This is a genomic window from Massilia sp. PWRC2 (genome assembly GCF_049896725.1).
In the GTDB taxonomy this organism is placed as follows: Bacteria; Pseudomonadota; Gammaproteobacteria; order Burkholderiales; family Burkholderiaceae_D; genus JAFCUW01.
In genome coordinates this window covers 136,169-155,472 of sequence record NZ_JAFCUW010000008.1, presented here as the reverse complement: position 1 = coordinate 155,472, position 19,304 = coordinate 136,169, and the positions used below count along the sequence as shown (strand labels likewise).

At 63.2% G+C, this 19,304-nt stretch carries 17 protein-coding genes; 12 read left to right on the top strand and 5 right to left on the bottom strand.

The genetic code is table 11. From position 1 onward, the window contains the following. The first annotated feature begins 7 nt into the window (after window positions 1-7). A complete protein-coding gene (locus ACP7BZ_RS16405) occupies window positions 8-352 on the top strand; it encodes a c-type cytochrome (protein ID WP_426115027.1) in 345 nt (114 codons plus the stop codon). A gap of 68 nt (window positions 353-420) precedes the next feature. Here the strand turns inward: ACP7BZ_RS16405 and ACP7BZ_RS16400 are convergent, their stop codons facing one another. The 3 genes from ACP7BZ_RS16400 to ACP7BZ_RS16390 all read right to left on the bottom strand — a co-directional run bounded on the left by ACP7BZ_RS16400 (window position 421) and on the right by ACP7BZ_RS16390 (window position 3,181). Further along, the gene (locus ACP7BZ_RS16400; protein WP_426115025.1) at window positions 421-846 is read right to left on the bottom strand and encodes a DUF1841 family protein; all 426 of its coding nucleotides are present in this window, start codon (window positions 844-846) and stop codon (window positions 421-423) included. Between the two features lie 61 nt (window positions 847-907). Then, on the bottom strand, window positions 908-2,437 hold the full coding sequence (locus tag ACP7BZ_RS16395) for an aspartyl protease family protein (RefSeq protein WP_426115023.1): 1,530 nt from the start codon (window positions 2,435-2,437) through the stop codon (window positions 908-910). Window positions 2,438-2,575: 138 nt separating this feature from the next. Beyond that, a complete protein-coding gene (locus ACP7BZ_RS16390; RefSeq protein WP_426115021.1) occupies window positions 2,576-3,181 on the bottom strand; it encodes an RNA pyrophosphohydrolase in 606 nt (201 codons plus the stop codon). A 213-nt stretch (window positions 3,182-3,394) separates the two neighbouring features. Here ACP7BZ_RS16390 and ACP7BZ_RS16385 point away from each other — a divergent pair, with 213 nt between their 5' ends. Both ACP7BZ_RS16385 and ACP7BZ_RS16380 read left to right on the top strand, forming a co-directional pair. Further along, on the top strand, window positions 3,395-5,128 hold the full coding sequence (locus tag ACP7BZ_RS16385; RefSeq protein ID WP_426115019.1) for a proline--tRNA ligase: 1,734 nt from the start codon (window positions 3,395-3,397) through the stop codon (window positions 5,126-5,128). A gap of 17 nt (window positions 5,129-5,145) precedes the next feature. Next, the gene (locus ACP7BZ_RS16380) at window positions 5,146-5,730 is read left to right on the top strand and encodes a lytic transglycosylase domain-containing protein (RefSeq protein ID WP_426115294.1); all 585 of its coding nucleotides are present in this window, start codon (window positions 5,146-5,148) and stop codon (window positions 5,728-5,730) included. Between the two features lie 269 nt (window positions 5,731-5,999). Here ACP7BZ_RS16380 and ACP7BZ_RS16375 read toward each other — a convergent pair whose 3' ends face one another. Continuing rightward, the gene (locus ACP7BZ_RS16375; protein WP_426115017.1) at window positions 6,000-6,413 is read right to left on the bottom strand and encodes an SWIB/MDM2 domain-containing protein; all 414 of its coding nucleotides are present in this window, start codon (window positions 6,411-6,413) and stop codon (window positions 6,000-6,002) included. Between the two features lie 237 nt (window positions 6,414-6,650). Further along, window positions 6,651-8,018 (bottom strand): signal recognition particle protein, encoded by a 1,368-nt coding sequence (gene ffh / locus ACP7BZ_RS16370; protein WP_426115015.1) that lies wholly within the window; start codon window positions 8,016-8,018, stop codon window positions 6,651-6,653. Between the two features lie 265 nt (window positions 8,019-8,283). On the opposite strand from ffh, the gene ACP7BZ_RS16365 reads away from it, so the two are divergent. The 9 genes from ACP7BZ_RS16365 to ACP7BZ_RS16325 all read left to right on the top strand — a co-directional run bounded on the left by ACP7BZ_RS16365 (window position 8,284) and on the right by ACP7BZ_RS16325 (window position 19,294). Further along, window positions 8,284-9,264, top strand: coding sequence for an ABC transporter substrate-binding protein (locus tag ACP7BZ_RS16365; protein ID WP_426115013.1), 981 nt, complete (start codon window positions 8,284-8,286; stop codon window positions 9,262-9,264). A gap of 99 nt (window positions 9,265-9,363) precedes the next feature. Further along, entirely contained in the window at window positions 9,364-10,182 is an 819-nt protein-coding gene (locus ACP7BZ_RS16360) for an ABC transporter permease (RefSeq protein ID WP_426115011.1), read from the top strand. A 1-nt stretch (window position 10,183) separates the two neighbouring features. Continuing rightward, on the top strand, window positions 10,184-10,990 hold the full coding sequence (locus tag ACP7BZ_RS16355) for an ABC transporter ATP-binding protein (protein WP_426115007.1): 807 nt from the start codon (window positions 10,184-10,186) through the stop codon (window positions 10,988-10,990). Window positions 10,991-11,055: 65 nt separating this feature from the next. Then, window positions 11,056-11,874 carry a cytochrome C assembly family protein gene (locus tag ACP7BZ_RS16350; RefSeq protein ID WP_426115005.1) on the top strand — a complete coding sequence of 273 codons (819 nt, stop codon included), beginning with the start codon at window positions 11,056-11,058 and terminating at the stop codon, window positions 11,872-11,874. Then, window positions 11,871-12,143, top strand: a complete 273-nt coding sequence (locus ACP7BZ_RS16345; protein WP_426115003.1) for a PP0621 family protein — start codon at window positions 11,871-11,873, stop codon at window positions 12,141-12,143. Before ACP7BZ_RS16350 ends, ACP7BZ_RS16345 begins: the two co-directional genes overlap by 4 nt. Before the next feature lie 64 nt (window positions 12,144-12,207). Then, entirely contained in the window at window positions 12,208-13,863 is a 1,656-nt protein-coding gene (locus tag ACP7BZ_RS16340) for a sensor histidine kinase (RefSeq protein WP_426115001.1), read from the top strand. Continuing rightward, window positions 13,860-15,347 carry a sigma-54-dependent transcriptional regulator gene (locus ACP7BZ_RS16335; RefSeq protein WP_426114999.1) on the top strand — a complete coding sequence of 496 codons (1,488 nt, stop codon included), beginning with the start codon at window positions 13,860-13,862 and terminating at the stop codon, window positions 15,345-15,347. Before ACP7BZ_RS16340 ends, ACP7BZ_RS16335 begins: the two co-directional genes overlap by 4 nt. Next, window positions 15,347-16,003, top strand: a complete 657-nt coding sequence (gene ampD, locus ACP7BZ_RS16330; RefSeq protein ID WP_426114997.1) for a 1,6-anhydro-N-acetylmuramyl-L-alanine amidase AmpD — start codon at window positions 15,347-15,349, stop codon at window positions 16,001-16,003. Before ACP7BZ_RS16335 ends, ampD begins: the two co-directional genes overlap by 1 nt. 396 nt (window positions 16,004-16,399) lie before the next feature. Continuing rightward, window positions 16,400-19,294 carry a ribonucleoside-diphosphate reductase subunit alpha gene (locus ACP7BZ_RS16325; protein WP_426115293.1) on the top strand — a complete coding sequence of 965 codons (2,895 nt, stop codon included), beginning with the start codon at window positions 16,400-16,402 and terminating at the stop codon, window positions 19,292-19,294. Window positions 19,295-19,304: the final 10 nt, after the last annotated feature.

Sequence of the window (19,304 nt, the reverse complement as noted above, 5' to 3'; positions counted from 1 at the left end):
AGATGCCATGAAACGCCTGATCTTTACCGTGGCCGCTGTGGTCGCATTCAATAGCGGCGCGCTCGCTGCCGATGTCGTCAATGGTGCCAAGCTGGTCAAGGACAAGGCTTGTGCCGCCTGCCACGGCGCCGATTTTAACAAGCCGATCGATCCCAGTTATCCGAAGCTGGCCGGCCAGCATCCCGATTACATCGCCCACGCGCTGACCGCCTATAAACGGGGCAATGGCGCCAATGGCCGCAACAATCCCATCATGGGCGGCCAGGTGGCGGCATTGTCGGACCGCGATATCGCCGATATCGCCGCTTATCTGGGCAGCCTGCCGGGGACGATCGCTACCGGCCACCGCTGATCTGCCGTGGTCTTCACGTGGTCCTCACCAAACAGCCCCGCTGAGCGATCAGCGGGGCTGTTTGATTGTTAGCGCGCGCCCTTGCGCACGCATTCGATATACGCCTCGGTATCGGGCTCGGTGCCGGCGCGCTGCGAGGCCCAGATCATCTGGCCGAGGCACTCCATGATCTGGTGGTGCGCTTCGTGCGCGCCCAGCCGTGTGCTTAGACCCGTGAAGGCGTCGCGGATGCCGCGTGGCTGGTCGACCTGCACCTGTTCGGCGATCGACAAGTGCATCGACAAATGCAAAAACGGATTGGTTTGGCCGCTTTCGACCGAGTAGTCGCGCGCGACGGCGGCGTCGGCATCGGCGAGGGTGCTGGCATATTCGGGGTGAGCGGCGATCCAGTCGGCGGCGATGGCGTCCATGGGACTGAGCAGTTCGCCCGCCTGCTGCTTGCGAAAGGCTTCGCAGAAAAAACGGCGGACGTCGTGGGAAGAGGGGGTGAACATGGCGGCAGCGGGCGGTGACAAGGGAAGATTCCCATTGTACCGGTAACGCCCGCTGCGTCCCTCAGCGCCCGCCCGGCTGGCAGGCGCGGGCCCGTTCGGCGCCCAGCGCCTTGGCCCCTTCGAGGTCGCCGCGCGCTGCCGCCGCACTGGCCATCCAGCCCTGGGCGTCGCAACTGTGGGCGGCACCGTCATCGTTGGCGGCGCTGGCGAGCAGGGTGGCGCCGTCGATACGGCCAAGGAAAAATTCGGCCACCGGCGCCGGCCATGCGCGACTGCTGTTTGCCGCCAGCTTTTGCGCCAGCTCCGTCGTCCCCAGCGCCTGCTGGCCGGCGCGCACGCGCGCCAGGTAGAGCAGCAGCCACAGGCGGCGATCATCGGCGCCCGTCGCCAGCGCGCGGCTGTACAGGGAGGCCGCATCGGCATGCCGGCGCTCGCGCGTGCGCAGATCGGCCAGCGCGATCATCGACGCCCGGTGCTCCTGGGCGGCCGCCTGTTCGAGCAGGGCGGCCGCCTTGGCGCCATCGCGCGGCACCTGCTTGCCCAGGCTGTAGCGGCTGGCCAGTGCCAGCAATGCGTCGGGATTGCCGCGATCGGCTTCCGTTTGCAGCCAGACGGGAATGCCGTGGACATCGCGCTCGAAGACGTCGCCGCCCAGGTAGCTGATATACAGCTGGCGCTGGCTCATGGCGAACAGCAGGCGGTGGCTGCGCAAGAAATCAGCGCCCAGCAGCATGTCGATGCGCCTGCCCGCCGGGCCGATGGCGCCGGCGTCGGGCAGCACCAGCAGTTCGGCGTCGCGGATGGTTTCGCCGCCAATGGCGAAGCTGCTAAAGACGGCGCTGCGGGTTTGCACGATATCGCTGCCGATGCCGGTCATGCTGCCGGCCTTGCGGCTCGACGGGTGCTCGGGCGGCACGCCGGCCTTGCCGGCGGCGCGCTCGAACACCACGCTGCGGTCGGCGCCCGTATCGATGATGGCGTCGAACTTGACGCCATTGAGTTCCACCGTCACCGTGTTGTTCTTGCTGCGGCCAAAGTTGCCCGTCAATGGCACCACCACCGCCTCCTGGGTCCAGTACGCCAGATAGCTGCTGGCATTGCAGTCGAGCGGCCGGAAGAAGCGCACGGCGCGTTCGGCCAGCGAAATTTCGATATCGGCCTGAAACAGGAAATCGGCACCGACGATGGCGTCGAAGGCCGGCGTCGCCCCGGTGTCGCCGAGGACGTCGAGGTAGAGCGCCTTGCTGCGGATGGGGCCGATGCCAAATTCGCTGACCCGCACGTTGTACAGACGCGACAGGCCGCCGATGCCTTCCGCGTGGCGGCCGGTGATGCGTGCATTGAGCTGGAACCTGTCGACTGCCGGGTTGGTCATCGCACTGCGCTCGGCGCCTGTATCGAGCAGCATGGTGGCCGGCAAGCCATTGACGCTGCCTTCGATGGTGGGCGTAAAGTTTTGCCCGACAAAGCGCAGCGGCAATTCGCCGACGCTGACGTATTTGCAGCGCGGCGCCTCGGCAGCGTGGGCGGTGAAGGGGGCGCAAGCGAGCGCGAAGGGCAGCAACAGCGTGCGTGAGAATGGAATGTTCATTCACCGATTTTAGCCGGCAGTTACCCTAAAAAATTATCTTAAAGAAAATATTTTTCAGGGCTGGACGCGCGGCGCGCGCCTGTGATAATGGACGCCGTAGCGTCCATTGAGCGGTGTGAGCGATGACGGCCGCGTTGATTACGGTTTGTCCTGCAGCAGCATCAGGTCGGGCAGGATCAGCGTCGACTCGTCCGCCGCGCCCGTTTGACGGGGCGCGTGCGGCTGGCGCAGGTAGCGCGCCGTATGGCGCCGTTCATGGGTGGGCTGGCCGGGCCCCGCCAGAAAACGCGACAACTCCTGCAAGGCCCGCTGGTAGACATCGCGCTTGAATTCGATGACGACGTCGAGCGGTACCCAGTAGTCGTGCCAGCGCCAGGCGTCAAATTCGGGGTGGTCGGTCAGGCGCAGGTTGACGTCATTGTCGCGCGCGACCATGCGCAGCAGGAACCAGATCTGCTTTTGGCCACGGTAATGCCCGCGAATTTCACGCTTGATAAAATGATCGGGCACTTCATAGCGCAGCCAGTCGCGGGTGCGCCCGACAATCTTGACGTGCTCCTTGCGCAAGCCGATTTCTTCTTCGAGCTCGCGGTACATTGCCTGTTCGGGTGTCTCTCCGTATTTGATCCCCCCTTGCGGGAATTGCCATGAGTGCTCGCGCACCCGCTTACCCCACCACACCTCGTTTTGGGCGTTGAGCAGGATGATGCCGACGTTGGGCCGAAACCCTTCACGGTCGAGCATGCTTCACCTCGAAACTTTCTGCCAGCGCGTGCTCTACCCGTTGTTACTCCTAAATCCGTCGTCCTGCAGCCGCACCCACCGGGTTTTCGACGCGCGAAAACGGCGGGAACCGCTCCAGCGGACCCATTTGTGCAAAGATTGGACGCATCGGCCAGCTAATCCTTTAAAATTAGGTTGATTATAACTCTCTCTTTTTAAAAAGAATTCAACGATATGCGCGCCTCCCGATTTTTTATTTCAACACAAAAAGAAGCGCCTTCCGACGCCGAGATCGTCAGCCACCAGCTGATGATGCGCGCCGGTATGATCAAGCGGCTCGGCTCCGGCATTTATACCTATATGCCCACCGGTCTGCGCGTCATCCGCAAGGTCGAGGCCATCATCCGTGACGAAATGAACAAGGCCGGCGGCATCGAGCTGTTGATGCCGCTGGTGCAGCCGGCCGAGCTGTGGCAAGAGACTGGCCGCTGGGACAAGATGGGACCGGAGTTGATGCGTGTAAAAGACCGCCACGGCCGCGAGTACGCCATCCAGCCCACCTCGGAAGAAGTCATCACCGACGTGGTGCGCACGGAAATCAAGTCGTACCGCCAGCTGCCGCTCAATTTCTATCACATTCAAACCAAGTTCCGCGACGAGCGCCGCCCCCGCTTCGGCCTGATGCGCGGCCGTGAGTTCACCATGAAGGATGCCTATTCGTTCGACCGCGATCTGGCCGGCATGCAGGCGTCCTATAAAATCATGTTCGATGCCTACACCGCCATCTTCCACCGCTTCGGCCTGAAGTTCCGCGCGGTGGCCGCCGACAACGGCGCCATCGGCGGCAGCGGTTCGCACGAATTCCACGTCATCGCCAGCACCGGCGAAGACGCCCTGGTGTACTGCCCGACCTCGGACTTCGCCGCCAATATGGAAGCGGCCGAAGCCATGCCGGTGGCGGCCAGCCGTCCCGCTGCCACGCAGGATCTGAGCAAAACCGCCACCCCCGGCACCACCAAGTGTGAAACCGTGGCAGCGTTGCTCGGCATCGCGCTGGCGCAGACCGTCAAGACCATCGCCCTGACGGTGGAAAAAGAAGTCGCCGGCAAGCAGGTCAAGGAAAACTGGATGCTGCTGCTGCGCGGTGACCATGAACTCAACGACATCAAGGTCGGCAAGGTCGCCGGTCTGGCCAATCACCGCTTCGCCACCGAGGCGGAAATTCTCGAGTGCTACGGTTCGATTCCCGGTTACCTGGGGCCGATCGGCACCCGGACCCCGGTCACCATCGTGGCTGACCGCACGGTCGCCAACATGGCCGACTTCGTCTGCGGCGCGAATGCCGAAGGGTTTCACTATACCGGCGCCAACTGGGGCCGCGATCTGCCCGAACCGCTGGTGGCCGACCTGCGCAACGTCGTCGAGGGCGACGCTTCGCCGGACGGCAAGGGCGTGCTGGCCATTGAGCGGGGCATCGAAGTCGGTCACGTGTTCCAGCTGGGCACGGCGTATTCGGAGAGTATGAAGGCCACTTTTCTGGACGAAAACGGCAAGCCGGCGCCGCTGCAAATGGGCTGCTACGGCATTGGCGTCACCCGCATCCTGGGCGCGGCGATCGAACAGAATTTTGATGACAAGGGCATCATCTGGCCAACTTCCATCGCGCCGTTCGAACTGGTGCTGTGCCCGATGGGCATGGACCGCAGCGAGCTGGTGAAAACCACCGTCGACCGGCTGTATGCCGAGCTGCAGGCGGCCGGCGTCGACGTCATCGTCGACGACCGAGGCTTGCGTCCCGGTGCCATGTTCGCCGACTGGGAACTGATTGGCGTCCCGCACCGCATCGTTGTCGGTGAGCGTGGCCTCAAAGAGGGCAACCTCGAATACCAGGGGCGCCGCGATGCTACCGCCACCGCCGTCCCCATCGATGGCATGGTCGCCTTCATCAAGGACCAGTTGTCACGGTGAATGCGGTGCTGACCCGGATGGTGAGGCTGGCGCTGCTCGCCGGCCTGGCTGCGGCCTTGCCGGCGGTGGCGGGCAACCAGAAAGAAGAAGCGCTGGCCGACTCGGTGCGGCTGGCGCTCGCCTCTGCCATCAAGGACACGCGCCCGCCGCAGCCGGTGTTTCGCGACGAGGCTGCGCGCTTGCGCTTTGCCCAGTGGCTCGGTGTCATGTCCGAGCGCTTGCGCCGCAAGTTGCCCGACGAGCAGCTGCGCACCGAATTTCTCACCACCGCCTGGTACGAAGCGACCCGCGCCGGCCTTGATCCGGGACTGGTGCTCGGTCTTATCCAGGTCGAGTCGGCGTACCGCAAGTACGCCGTCTCGATGGTGGGCGCGCGCGGCTACATGCAAGTGATGCCCTTCTGGACCGCGGTGATCGGCGATAACGACCGCAGCAAGCTGTTTCATATGCAGACCAACCTGCGCTATGGCTGCGCCATTTTGCGCATGTATATCGATATGGAAGGGGGCAGCCTGTATTTGGCGCTGGGCCGCTATAACGGCAGCCGCGGCCGGCCCGAGTATCCCAATGCGGTGCTGGCGGCCTGGAAGAAGTGGGAGTAAAACCGTCAAACAAAAGTGAACCCCTGCTTTTGTTTGGTTGGAACGGATAGAAATCCTCTGCGCAGCCGAGGATTTTTTAGTTTACGCAAAACCGATTCGGTTCGTCGCCGCGGCGACGGACGTGATGGTCGGCGCGATCAGCAGGGGGACTGCCGCGCCACCGCTGGCAGTGCAGGTGTCTGTCCGGTTGTACACGGCGCCGACAAAATAAAAGCCCCGATGTCGCCATCGGGGCTTTTAAAAAGCAATCGGCCGACCGGCCAGTGTTCTTATTTCAGATGGTCGGAAATGAGCTTGGTCATTTCGAACATCGATACTTGCGCCTTGCCGCCGAAGACGGCTTTGAGCTTGTCGTCGGCGTTGATCATGCGACGGTTTGCAGCGTCTTGCAGATCGAGCTTCTTGATGTACTCCCACACTTTTTTGGTCACTTCGGTGCGTGGCAGCGGCGTCGCGCCAACCACTGCGGCGAGGGTGTCCGAAGGCGTCATCGCTTTCATGAACGCGGCATTGGGTTTGCGGGGTGCTGCTGGCTTTTTGGCGGCCGCTGCTGCTTTTGGCGCGGCGGCCTTGGCTGGAGCTGCTGCTGCTTTTTTCGCTGCCGGTTTGGCCGCTGCTGCTGGCTTGACCGCGGCGGCCTTCTTTGCGGGCGCTGCTGCTGGGGTTTTTTTGGCTGTTGCCATCTTCGAGCCTCCTGGAACGGACGGAATGGGAAATTGCGCTATACATCGCACGGCTTATATTGGTGGCCTTTTACTGTTGTTGCAAGTGTTTTTCAACATTTTTCGCATTGGAAACAGTCGAAAACGCCAGAACAGGGACTTTGGCAACGCCACATGGGGAAAAGCCATAAAAAACGCCGGCGCCACAGGGAAATTACCCATGGCGCCGGCGTGCTTTTAACGCGCGCGATGGCGTGCCTAGCGCATGCCGGGCATCATCCCTTTCATGCCGCGCATCATTTTCATCATGCCGCCGCCTTTGAATTTTTTCATCATCGCGTTCATCTGTTCGTACTGCGCCAGCATGCGATTGACTTCCTGCACCTGCACGCCGGCACCGGCGGCGATGCGGCGCTTGCGGGTCGCCTTGATCAATTCGGGCTTGGCGCGCTCGCCCGGCGTCATCGAATCGATGATGCCGACCATGCGCCGTACCTGCTTGTCAGCCTGGTCCATGTTGGCGCCACCGGCGGCCTGCTGGAATTGCGCTGGCAGCTTGTCGAGCAGGCTGGCCATGCCGCCCATTTTTTTCATCTGGCTCAGTTGCGACTTAAAATCGTTCATGTCGAACTTGCCGCCGACCTTGATTTTATTGGCGAGGTCGGCCGCCGCCTTGGTATCGACCCCTTTGCGCGCTTCTTCGACCAGCGCCAGGATGTCGCCCATGCCGAGAATACGGTTGGCCATGCGCTGGGGATCGAAGGCTTCGAGGCCGTCGAGCTTTTCCGAGACGCCGGCAAACTTGATCGGCTTACCGGTGATATGACGCACCGACAGGGCGGCGCCGCCGCGCGAGTCGCCGTCGAGCTTGGTGAGCACGATACCGGTCAGGGGCAGGGCGTCGTTGAAGGCCTTGGCCGTGTTGATGGCATCCTGGCCCAGCATGGCGTCGACCACGAACAGCGTTTCGATCGGCTTGACGGCCGCGTGCACGGCCGAAATTTCCTGCATCATCGCTTCATCGATACCGAGGCGACCGGCAGTGTCGATGATCAGCACATCGTGGTAATGCTTTTTCGCCCAGTCGAGCGCGGCGAGCGCAATGTCGACCGGCTTGTCGGTGGCCGACGACGGGAAGAAATCGGCACCGACCTGCTTTGTGACCGACTCGAGCTGGGCGATGGCGGCGGGACGGTAGACGTCGGCCGAGACCGTCAGCACTTTCTTTTTCTTTTCTTCGCGCAGGTACTTGGCCAGCTTGCCGACGGTGGTGGTTTTACCGACACCTTGCAAACCGGCCATCAGGATAATCGCCGGCGGCTGCTGGGCAAACGACAGTTGCGACGCTTCCGGACCGAGATCGGCACCCATCAGCGCACCGAGTTCGCGCTGCACCACGCCAACCAGGGCCTGGCCGGGGCTGAGCGACGAAATGACTTCTTCGCCGAGGGCTTTTTCCTTGACCCGGCTGATGAACTCGCGCACGGCCGGCAGGGCGACGTCGGCCTCGAGCAGGGCCAGGCGCACTTCGCGCAGCATCTCGGCGGTGTTCGCTTCGGTGAGCCGCGCTTCGCCGCGCATGGTCTTGACGACCTTGGCCAGGCGTTGGGTTAAGTTATCTAACATGTTCTACCTGCCTATTTGGATGGAGTGACTGCGTAGCGTGATGGCGCCAGCGGCGACCGAAAATCAAGCGGTCATTTTACCCGAAGCGCTGCGGCAGTTGCGCACCGCGCCGGCGCTATTGCGGCCAATTGCCAATTGCGGATTTTACGAGCTGTTCAGGGGCCAGATATTATGCATAATAGCGGCAGCTGATGATTCTGCTAATCCTGTACTTTCTGCCAGTTCGAGCAATGCAACGATCAACACAACAATAACGGAGACTGTCATGCCCCCCATCCCCCACTACTTATCCATCGCCATCGCGGCGATGCTCACCGTCGGCGCCGGCACTGCGCAGGCACAGGATGTGGTCCGCCTCGGCAACCTCAAATTTGCCCATTACGGCGCGGTGTCGTATATGAAGGAAATCGCCCCCAAGTGCGGCATCAAGATCGAAGAGAAAATTTTCGCCAAGGGCCTCGACGCCATGCAGGCCATCATTGCCGGTGAGCTTGACGTTGCCACCACCGCCTCGGAAGCGGCCATTTCCGGCCGCGCCAGCGGTGCGCCCATCTATGTCGTCGCCGGTTTCGCCAAGGGCGGCGCGCGCCTGGTGGCACGGCCTGATCTCGGCATCAAGTCGGTCAAGGATTTAAAGGGCAAAAAAGTGGGTGTCACCCGCGGCGCCATCCAGGAAGTGCTGCTGATGGCCGAGCTGCAAAAGCACGGCTTGACCGCCGACAGCGCACCGGGCAAGGATGTGCAACTGATTTATTTGTCCTACCCTGACTTGAACGCTGCCCTGCTGGGTAAAAACATCGACGCCATGATGCAGTCGGAACCGCAGTCGTCGCAGGCGATCAACAAGAATTTCGGCGTCGAAGTGATCAAGCCTTACGACACCCCGATCGGCGAGCCGGTGCGTACCATGGTGATGACCGAGAAATTCTACAAAGACAAACGCGTGCTGGCCGAGAAATTCATGCGCTGCTTCGTCGAAGCGACCAAGACGTTTATCGATAACAAGCCGCTGGCCGAGAAATACGTGCGCGAGACGGTGTTCAAGGGCCAGATCACCACGGGCGATTTCAACGATGCCATGGGCAACGCCGAATACACCTACGACGTCAGCGCGGAACACATCCAGATCACCACCGACATCATGGCCAAGACGGGCGTGGGCAAGATGGCCAAGCCACCGGTGGCCAGGGACTGGGTCAAGACCGATCTGCTGGACGAAGCGAAGAAATCGCTGAACGTTAAATAATGTTGTTGGCCGTGCGCTGATGGCGTTCGGGCGGCGCAAAAATGGCACAGGTAGCCTGCGCTGCCAGTTCCCCCCACCGTTTTTTATGAAGGATGTTTGATGCAGAAAGCAACATTGCGCGGCACCGCTATCGGCCTGATCGTGCCGGCGCTGATCATCGCCGCCTGGCAAGGCGTGGCGATGATGGGCTGGGTTAACCCGCAGGTCTTGCCATCGCCCGTGGCGGTGGTTGAACGCTGGATCGCCTATCTGTTGCCGGTCGCGCCGTATGACGGCACCGGCAGCAAGCTGGCGTGGATGTTTTCCGGCGAACTGATCATCGATTCGATCGGCAGCATGTACCGGGTGATCGTCGGCTTCCTCATCGGCGCCGGCCTGGCCCTGCCGATTGGCCTGGCAATGGGCGCGAGCAACCGCGTGTACGCCTGGCTCAACCCCCTGTTCCAGCTGCTGCGGCCGATTCCACCGATCGCCTACATTCCCCTGTCGATCCTGTGGTTCGGCCTGGGCAATCCGCCGGCCGTGTTCTTGATCGTGCTGGGGGCGTTTTTCCCCGTGCTGATGAATACCATCGCCGGCGTGCGCCAGGTCGACAGCATTTATTTGCGGGCGGCGAAAAACCTCGGCGCCAGCCAGCGCACCATGTTCCTGCGGGTGATCCTGCCGGCGGCGGTGCCCTACATCCTCGCCGGTGTGCGCATCGGCATCGGTACCGCCTTCATCGTCGTCATCGTTTCCGAAATGATTGCGGTGAACAATGGCCTCGGTTTCCGCATCCTGGAAGCGCGCGAGTATTTTTGGTCCGACAAAATTATTGCCGGCATGATCACCATCGGCCTGTGGGGCCTGGCCATCGACGTCGGCATGAACCGCCTGAACAACCATTTGCTGCGCTGGCACCGCGGCCTGGAACATTAAGATGAGCACGCACACCTCTCCCCACATCGTCGTTAGCGGCGTCAACAAGATCTTTCGCACCGATGGCCGCGAACTGGTGGCCCTCAAGGACATCAACCTGGAAATCCCGCGCGGGCAATTTACCTGCCTGCTGGGACCGTCCGGCTGCGGCAAGTCGACCCTGCTCAATGCGGTGGCCGGCTTCGCCCTGCCGACCTCCGGTACCATCGTCGCCGATGGCAAGCAGGTGACGGCCCCCGGTCCCGAGCGGGGCATGGTGTTCCAGGAATACGCGCTGTTTCCATGGATGACGGTGGAAGACAATATCGGCTTTGGGCTGGAAATCAAGGGCATGGCACGGGCCGAGATCCGCAGCCGCGTCGACGCCCTGTTGAGCATGCTGTCGCTGTCGGACTTCCGCGCGCGCTTTCCCAAGGATTTGTCGGGCGGCATGCGCCAGCGCGTGGCGATTGCCCGCGTGCTGGCGCTCGACTCGCCCATCATGCTCATGGATGAGCCCTTCGGCGCCCTCGACGCGCTAACCCGCCGCAACTTGCAGGATGAATTGCTGCGCATCTGGGCCGAACTGAAGAAAACCATTTTGTTCGTTACCCACAGCATCGAAGAAGCGATTTACCTGGCCGACCGCATCGTCGTCATGACCTACCGCCCCGGCACGGTCAAGCGCGACATCATCGTCGACCTGCCGCGCGGGCGCGATCCCGCTTCTGCCGAGTTCAATGCCCTCAAACGCGAACTGGGCCAGCTGGTGATGGAAGAGCAGCAGCGCCATCACAATGACGAGATGCGCATGGCGGCGGTCGACTAGGCGCCGGTGGCTGCCCGCTGCTGCCCATCCACCGGGGCAGGGCACCATGGTGTAAACTGACAGGAATGCAAACCACCTATTTCTATGCCGCCGCACTGCTTTACGCCATCTGCGCACTGTTGCCGCTGCGCCAGGGCGGGCTGATTGCCGGCGCGACAACACTGGCCTGGCTGCTGCACGCCGGCGCCCTCTGGTTCGCCCTGCACACGCCCGGCGGCGTGCGGCTCGGCTTTGCCGTCATGCTGTCGGCGGCCTTGTGGGTATCGGTGGCGGCCTACCTGGTAGAAAACCGCAACTTTGCGCTCGATGGCCTGCGCCGCCTGGTGTTGCCGTGCGCCGCCGTCGCCGCAGCCCTGCCGGCGCTGTTTCCTGGCGCCGTGTTTCCCTTCAAGGGCCAGTCGCCCGCCTTCGGCTGGCACATCGCCGTGGCAGTGCTGGCCTACAGCACGCTGACCATCGCCGCCTTCCACGCCGTGCTGATGGCGCTGCAGGAAGCGCGTCTGCACACGCGCACGGCGCCGCCGGCGCGCTGGCTCAGTAGCACCCTGAGCCGTTCGCTCGACCAGTTGCCGGCCCTGCTGACCATGGAAAAGCTGTTGTTCCGGCTGATCGGCATCGGCTTCGTGCTGCTCACTTTAACGGTGCTCTCGGGCGTGGTGTTTTCCGAGCAGCTGTTTGGCGCCCCCCTCAAATGGGACCATAAAACCGTCTTTGCCCTGCTCTCGTGGGTGCTGTTTGGCGCCCTGCTGGCCGGACGCCGCTGGAAAGGCTGGCGCGGCAAGATGGCGCTGCGGTTTACGCTCGCTGGCTTTGCCACCCTGGTGCTGGCCTATGTCGGCTCGCGCTTCGTCTTCGAAGTGGTGCTGCACCGGGCGGTCGCATGAGCCGCCTGCTGTTCTGGCTGGCGCTGGCGGTGCTGGTGGTGTTCGCCGTGCGCGCCAAGATCCGCGCTGCCCGCGAGCGCGTTGACCGGGCCGAGCATGGCGCCCCGCCGGCCGCGACTGACGCTAACGGCGCCACCGGCGCCAGCGCGCCCATTGAAAGCATGACCTCGTGCGCCCATTGCTCCCTGTATTTTCCCGCCTCCGAAGCGGTGCGCGCCGACGGCCTCGATTACTGCTGCCCGGCGCACGTCCGGTTGCCGGCAAAGTAAGATGCTGCGCGGGCGCGGCGTGACTCGCAGCACAGCGGCAACCAACGCCACCTTCTGGCGTTCGTTGCAGACACTTACCTTCACCCGCATGGCCATTGCCGCCGTGCTGCTGGTCTATCTGCGCGTGGGCAGCGACAACCTGCATGCCACCTCGCTGCACTTTTATGCCGAAACCTGCATGGCGTATCTGATCGGTGGCGGCGTGTTCGCCCTGCTGGCGATCTACCGCCGCCGCAACTTCCTGATCCAGCTGGGCGCCCAGGTGGCGCTCGACCTGGCCGTCATTTCCATGCTGTACGTCGCTGCCGGCGGCATCCGTAGCAGCCTGGCGATCCTCTACCTGTTTCCGCTGGCGGGTGCCGCCATTTTGGCACCCCTGCTGCTGTCGCTGTTCGCCGCCGCGCTATCGACCATGGTGGTCATCGGGCACAGCAGTTTTCAGCTGCTCACCTTCGAAGGTGAAACCGCCCAGCTGCTGCAGGCGGGGGTGTATGGCGCCATGTTTTTCGCCCTGGTGCTGGTGGTGGGCAGCCTGGCGCGGCGCCTGATCGGCCAGGAACAGCTGGCCAGCCGGCGCGGCGCCGACCTCGCCATCCAGCTGGCGATCAATCAGATTGTCATGTTTGATGTCGGCGATGGCATCCTGGTGGTGGACGCCGCCGGCACCGTGTTGACCAGTAATCCGGCGGCGCGCCGCATGCTCGGCGTGGCTGCCAATGCCAATGCCAATGCCGATGCCGATGCGGATGCCGATCTGCTGACCCTGGCCGCGCCGGCGCTGGCGCCGCTGGCCGACGCTTTCAGTAGCTGGCGCGGCGTCGATACCGGCGCTGGCGCCGCCTACGTCGTCATCAAGCCCGAGCAGGATGCCAGCGGCACCCGCAGCGTGCGCCCGGAACTGGCGGCCCACCTGAAACTGCGCTTTGCGCGGGTCGATACGGCCAGTGCCGCCAGCGCGCGTTTTGTGGTGTTCCTGCAGGACGTCACCGCCATCGAAAACCAGGCCCAGCAACTCAAGCTGGCATCGATGGGCCGGCTCACCGCCAGCATCGCCCACGAAGTGCGTAATCCTTTGTCGGCGATTGGTCACGCCACCTCGCTGCTCGCTGAAGACCTGGCCGATCCCGGCCACGCGCGCCTGCTGAAAATCGTCGCCGACAATGTGGCACGGGTCAACCGCATGGTTGAGGACATCCTGCAACTGTCGCGCAAGGTACAGCCGCAAACGCTGCCGCACGCACTGGCCCCTTTTCTGGCCGACATCGGCGCCGAATTCGAAGAAACCCACGCGCTGCCGCCGGCCCTGATCGACATGCAGGCCGGCAGCGCCGCGGTGCGCTTCGATCCCCTGCACCTGCGCGAAGTGGTGGTCAATCTGCTCACCAATGCGATCCGCTATGCCAGTGGCACACCCGGCTCGATCCGCGTGTTTGTCGTCAGCGACGCCCCCGGGCGGCTCGAGCTGCACGTGCAGGACGACGGTCCCGGCATCACGCCGGAAGTGCGCGCCCACCTGTTCGAGCCGTTTTATACCACCTCGAGCAAGGGTACCGGGCTCGGTTTGTACCTGGCGCGCGAGCTGTGCCTTAATAATGGCGCCATGCTCGATTATGAATACCGTATCGACGCCGGCCATTTCGGCCTGCGCAAGCCCACCGGCCGTTTCGTCGTTTCGTTCGCCCACGGCACTGCACTGCCACTTGAGAAAGTCCTGCCATGAGTCCACCCCGGGTATTGATCGTCGACGATGAAGCCGACCTGCGTGAACTGCTCGACATTACCCTGGTTCGCATGGGCCTCGATGTCGACAGCGCCGCCAGCCTGGGCGAAGCGCGTGCGCTGCTGCGCGCCGCCGCCGTCGATTACGCGCTGGTGCTCACCGACATGCGCCTGCCCGACGGGCTGGGCCTGGAACTGGTGCGCGAGGTGGCCGCCAGCGGCAAGCCGACGCCGATCGCCGTCATCACCGCCTATGGCAGCACCGACAATGCCGTCATCGCCCTGAAGGCGGGCGCCTTTGACTACATCTCCAAGCCGGTGGTGCTCGACGACCTGCGCCTGATGGTGCGCTCGGCGCTGAAAGTGACGCCGGCGCCGGCGGCGGTGGCCCATTCCGCCAGCGCCGCCAGCGTCGCCAACCTCGCCAACCTCGCCGGCGGATCCAACGGCAGCCGCCTGATCGGCGATTCGCCCGCCATGCAAGGCTTGCGTGCGCAGATTGGCCGGCTGGCCCGTTCGATGGCGCCGATCGCCATTTCCGGCGAGTCCGGCAGCGGCAAGGAACTGGCCGCCCGTGAAATCCACGCCCAGAGTGCGCGCGCGGCCCAGCCTTTTATTGCCGTCAACTGCGGCGCCATCCCGGAAGCGCTGATGGAAGCGGAGTTTTTCGGCTACCGCAAGGGTGCCTTCACCGGTGCGGTCGATGAGCGCGACGGCTTTTTTCAGGCCGCCAACGGCGGCACCCTGATGCTCGACGAAGTGGCCGACCTGCCGCTGGCGATGCAGGTCAAGCTGCTGCGGGCGATCCAGGAGCGGCGCGTGCGCAAGATCGGCGCCACCGCCGAGGAGCCGGTCGACGTGCGCGTCATCAGCGCCACCCACAAGGATCTGGCCGCCTGCGTAGAGCGCGGCGAGTTCCGCCAGGATTTGTTTTACCGCCTCAACGTCATCGAACTGACCCTGCCGCCGCTGCGCGAGCGGCTGGTCGACCTCGCCGTGCTGACCGATGGCATTCTCGCGCGGCTGGCCGGCGGTGCCAGCCCGGTGCGGCTGGGCGCCGGCGTGCTCGACACCCTGTGTACGTATTCCTTCCCCGGCAATGTGCGCGAGCTGGAAAATGTGCTCGAACGGGCGCTGGCGTTTGCTGATCATGGCGTCATCGAAGTGGCCGACCTGTCGCTCAAGGCGGCGCGGGCGGTGGCGCCCGAGCTGCCTGCCGCGGTCGAGCCGCCGGCGCCGCCGCCCTTATCTGCTGCGGCCGTCAAAGACGAGGAGTTGGGCAAACTGTCGGCCAAACCGCCCGCCAAGCTGCCCGCGAATCTGCCGGCCAACCTGCCCGACCACCTGGCCCAGGTCGAGCGCGAGATGATCTTGCGCGCGCTGGCGCAGACCCAGTTCAACCGCACCAAGGCCGCCGAATTGCTGGGCATCAGTTTCCGCCAGCTGCGCTATTCGATGCAAAAGCTCGACATCCAGGAACCGTAATGGATGCGGCCAATACCCCGGCAGTCGAACTTGCCATCGACAGCGACGGCTGGTGGCCGCCGGCACGCCGCTACGATTCGCCCAATTACAATGCGCGCCCGGCCGGCACGGCCATCGACCTGATCGTCCTGCACAACATCAGCCTGCCGCCGGGGCAGTTCGGCGGCCACCACATCGCCGACCTGTTTAGCAATCGCCTCGATTTTTATGTCAATGCCGCCACCGCCGACCTGCGCGGCTTGCAAGTGTCGAGTCACTTCCTGGTGCGCCGCGACGGCGCCGTCGTCCAGTTCGTCGCCTGCGGCGCGCGCGCCTGGCATGCGGGCCTGTCGAGCTTCGACGGCCGCGACAATTGCAATGATTATTCGGTCGGCATCGAACTCGAGGGCAGCGATGTTGTGGCTTTTTCGCCTGCTCAATATGACAGCCTGGCGCGCCTGCTTGCCGCCCTGCTGGCACGCTACCCGATCGGCGCCATCCTGGGCCACCAGCACGTCGCCCCGGGCCGCAAGACGGACCCCGGACCGTATTTCGAATGGTCAAAATTGCAAGCATTGCTGCAGTCGTCCACTGCCATGTTAGTGGATGCTAACCGCCCACGCGGCGTCGCTGCCGAGCTGCGTAAAGTCAAGTGGCCACACGCCAGTTTCGACTAAATATTTACTTCCCAATCGTGTTGGAAATATATTGCAGGCCTGGCAGTCAGGTACTACAATTAGTCTCAAGTTAGCTTTCATGACTAGATGTAGTGGTGTCAGGGCAGGGGAGTCCTAGCCCGGCACACCACCAAAGTCAAGTCTGACTTGCACGATCGAGCACCCCAACCCCTGCCTCTCGCCGCCTGATCCGCCCCTCACTTGCATGCAAGAGGGCGGCGCTGTCGATGGGCACGGGCCGGTGGCTCGCCCGCTTTTTGCGTTGCGGCGATTCGCCGTGCGTTTGACAACGTTTGATAACCAAGGCCGCCCAGCTGGCGGCCAACCTGGGGAGCTTCAATGCACACTTCACCATCTGTTTCCACCAATTCGCTGCACCCCACCCCAGGTGCCGCCATGCCCGCGCCCAGCGCCACCGAGATCGCCGCCAGCGGCGACTACCGCATCATCCGCCGTAACGGCGCCGTGGTGGCCTTCGAGCCATCCAAGATCAATGTCGCCATGACCAAGGCCTTTCTCGCCGTGCACGGTGGCCAGGGCGCCGTCTCTGCCAGCATCCGCGACAAGGTCGAGCAACTCACCGCCGGCGTGGTCGCCGCGCTGCTGCGCCGCCAGCCGGGCGGCGGCACCTTTCACATCGAAGACGTGCAAGACCAGGTCGAGCTGGCGCTGATGCGCTCGGGCGAGCATGACGTCGCCCGCGGCTACGTGCTGTACCGCGCCAAGCACATGGAAGAGCGCCGCGCCGCCAAGGAAGCCCAGGGCGGCCGCAGCGACGTCGCCGCGCCGCAGATCCACGTGCTGGAAAATGGCCAGCGCCGCGCGCTCGACATGCAGGAAGTGCGCGACCTGATCGGCGCTGCCTGCGTCGGCCTGGAAAAGCACGTCGATGCCGACGCCATCCTCGCCGAGACGGTGCGCAACCTGTACGACGGCGTGCCCGTCGAAGAGTTGCACAAGTCGGCCATCCTGGCCGCGCGCGCGCTGATGGAAAAAGACCCGGCCTACTCGCAGGTGACGGCGCGCATCCTGCTGCACACCATCCGCAAGGAAGTGTTCGGCCAGGATGTGCCGCAGGCCAAGGCGGCCGCCCATTATGTCGACTACTTCCCGCAATACATCGCCAACGGCATTGCCAACGAGCTGCTCGACCCGGTGCTGGCATCCTACGACCTGGCCAAGCTGGCCCGTGCGCTGGTGGCGGACCGCGACCTGCAGTTCGGCTACATCGGCCTGCAAACCCTGTACGACCGCTATTTCCTGCACGTGCGCGATGTGCGCATCGAAATGCCGCAGGCCTTCTTTATGCGGGTGGCGATGGGCCTGTCGCTGCGCGAAGAAAACCGCGAAGCGCGCGCCATCGAGTTTTATCACCTGCTGTCGAGCTTTGACTTCATGAGCTCGACGCCGACCCTGTTCAACTCGGGCACCCTGCGCTCGCAATTGTCGTCGTGCTACTTGACCACCGTGTCGGACGACCTCGAGGGCATCTACGACGCCATCAAGGAAAACGCCCTGCTGGCCAAGTTCGCCGGTGGCCTGGGCAATGACTGGACCCCGGTGCGTGCCCTCGGCGCCCACATCAAGGGTACCAATGGCAAGTCGCAAGGCGTGGTGCCGTTTCTCAAAGTGGTCAACGACACCGCGGTTGCCGTCAACCAAGGTGGCAAGCGCAAGGGTGCCGTCTGCGCCTACCTGGAAACCTGGCACCTCGACGTCGAAGAATTCCTCGACCTGCGCAAGAATACCGGCGACGACCGCCGCCGCACCCACGACATGAACACGGCCAACTGGATTCCCGACCTGTTCATGAAGCGCGTGATGGAAAAGGGCGAATGGACGCTGTTCTCGCCATCGGAAACGCCGGACCTGCACGACCTGGTCGGCAAAGCCTTCGAAATCGCCTACACCGGCTACGAAGCAAAAGCTGCCGCTGGCGACATCCGCGTCTTCAAAAAGATCGCCGCCCTCGACCTGTGGCGCAAGATGCTGTCGATGCTGTTTGAAACGGGCCACCCATGGATCACTTTCAAGGATCCCTGCAACATCCGCTCGCCCCAGCAGCACGTCGGCGTCGTCCACAGCTCGAACCTGTGCACCGAGATCACCTTAAACACCAACGACAGCGAAATCGCCGTCTGCAACCTCGGTTCGGTGAATCTGCCGGCGCACATGAAAGAGGGCAAGCTCGACCATGTGAAGCTGCAAAAGACGGTTCGTACCGCCATGCGTATGCTGGACAACGTCATCGATATCAATTACTACGCCGTCGAAAAAGCCCGCAACTCCAACTTGCGTCACCGTCCGGTCGGCATGGGCGTGATGGGCTTCCAGGATTGCCTGCACATGATGCGGGTGCCATTCGCCTCGAATGAAGCGGTGGCGTTCGCCGATACCCAGATGGAAGCGGTGTGCTACTACGCTTACCTGGCGTCGACCGAGCTGGCCGAAGAACGCGGTCGTTACGAATCGTACGAAGGCTCGCTGTGGTCGCGCGGCATCCTGCCGCAAGACTCGGTGCGCCTGCTGGCCGAAGAGCGCGGCGGCTACCTCGAAGTGGACGATTCGTCGGCCATGGACTGGACCCTGGTGCGTGAGCGCATCGCCCAGTTCGGCATGCGTAACTCCAACTGTGTGGCAATCGCGCCGACCGCGACGATTTCCAATATCATTGGCGTATCGGCCTGTATCGAGCCGACGTTCCAGAACCTGTACGTGAAATCGAATCTGTCTGGCGAATTTACTGAAATCAATTCATACCTGGTGCGTGACCTCAAGGCGCGTGACCTGTGGGATGAAGTGATGATCGCTGACCTCAAGTATTTCGACGGTTCGCTGGTCAAGATCGACCGCATTCCCCAGGACTTGCGCGACATCTACGCCACCGCCTTCGAAGTGTCGCCAAGCTGGCTGGTGGAAGCGGCGTCGCGTCGCCAGAAGTGGATCGACCAGGCCCAGTCGCTGAACATTTATATGGCGGGTGCCTCCGGCAAGAAGCTCGACGAGACCTATAAACTGGCGTGGCTGCGTGGTCTGAAAACCACGTATTACCTGCGTACCATCGCTGCCACCCACATGGAAAAGTCGACCTCGAAGACCGGTGCACTCAATGCAGTGGCCGTCGATGGCGGGATGTCGGCATCGGCCAGCGCGGCGATGGCTTCATCGTCAGCGGCAGCGACCGCGAGCGCAGCGGCGGGTGTGCAGGCTGCCAGCGAAGAAGAAGTCGGCGCCGCCTGCTATCTGCGTCCGGGCGACGATGGGTTCGAGGAATGCGAAGCCTGCCAGTAACTGCAAGAAA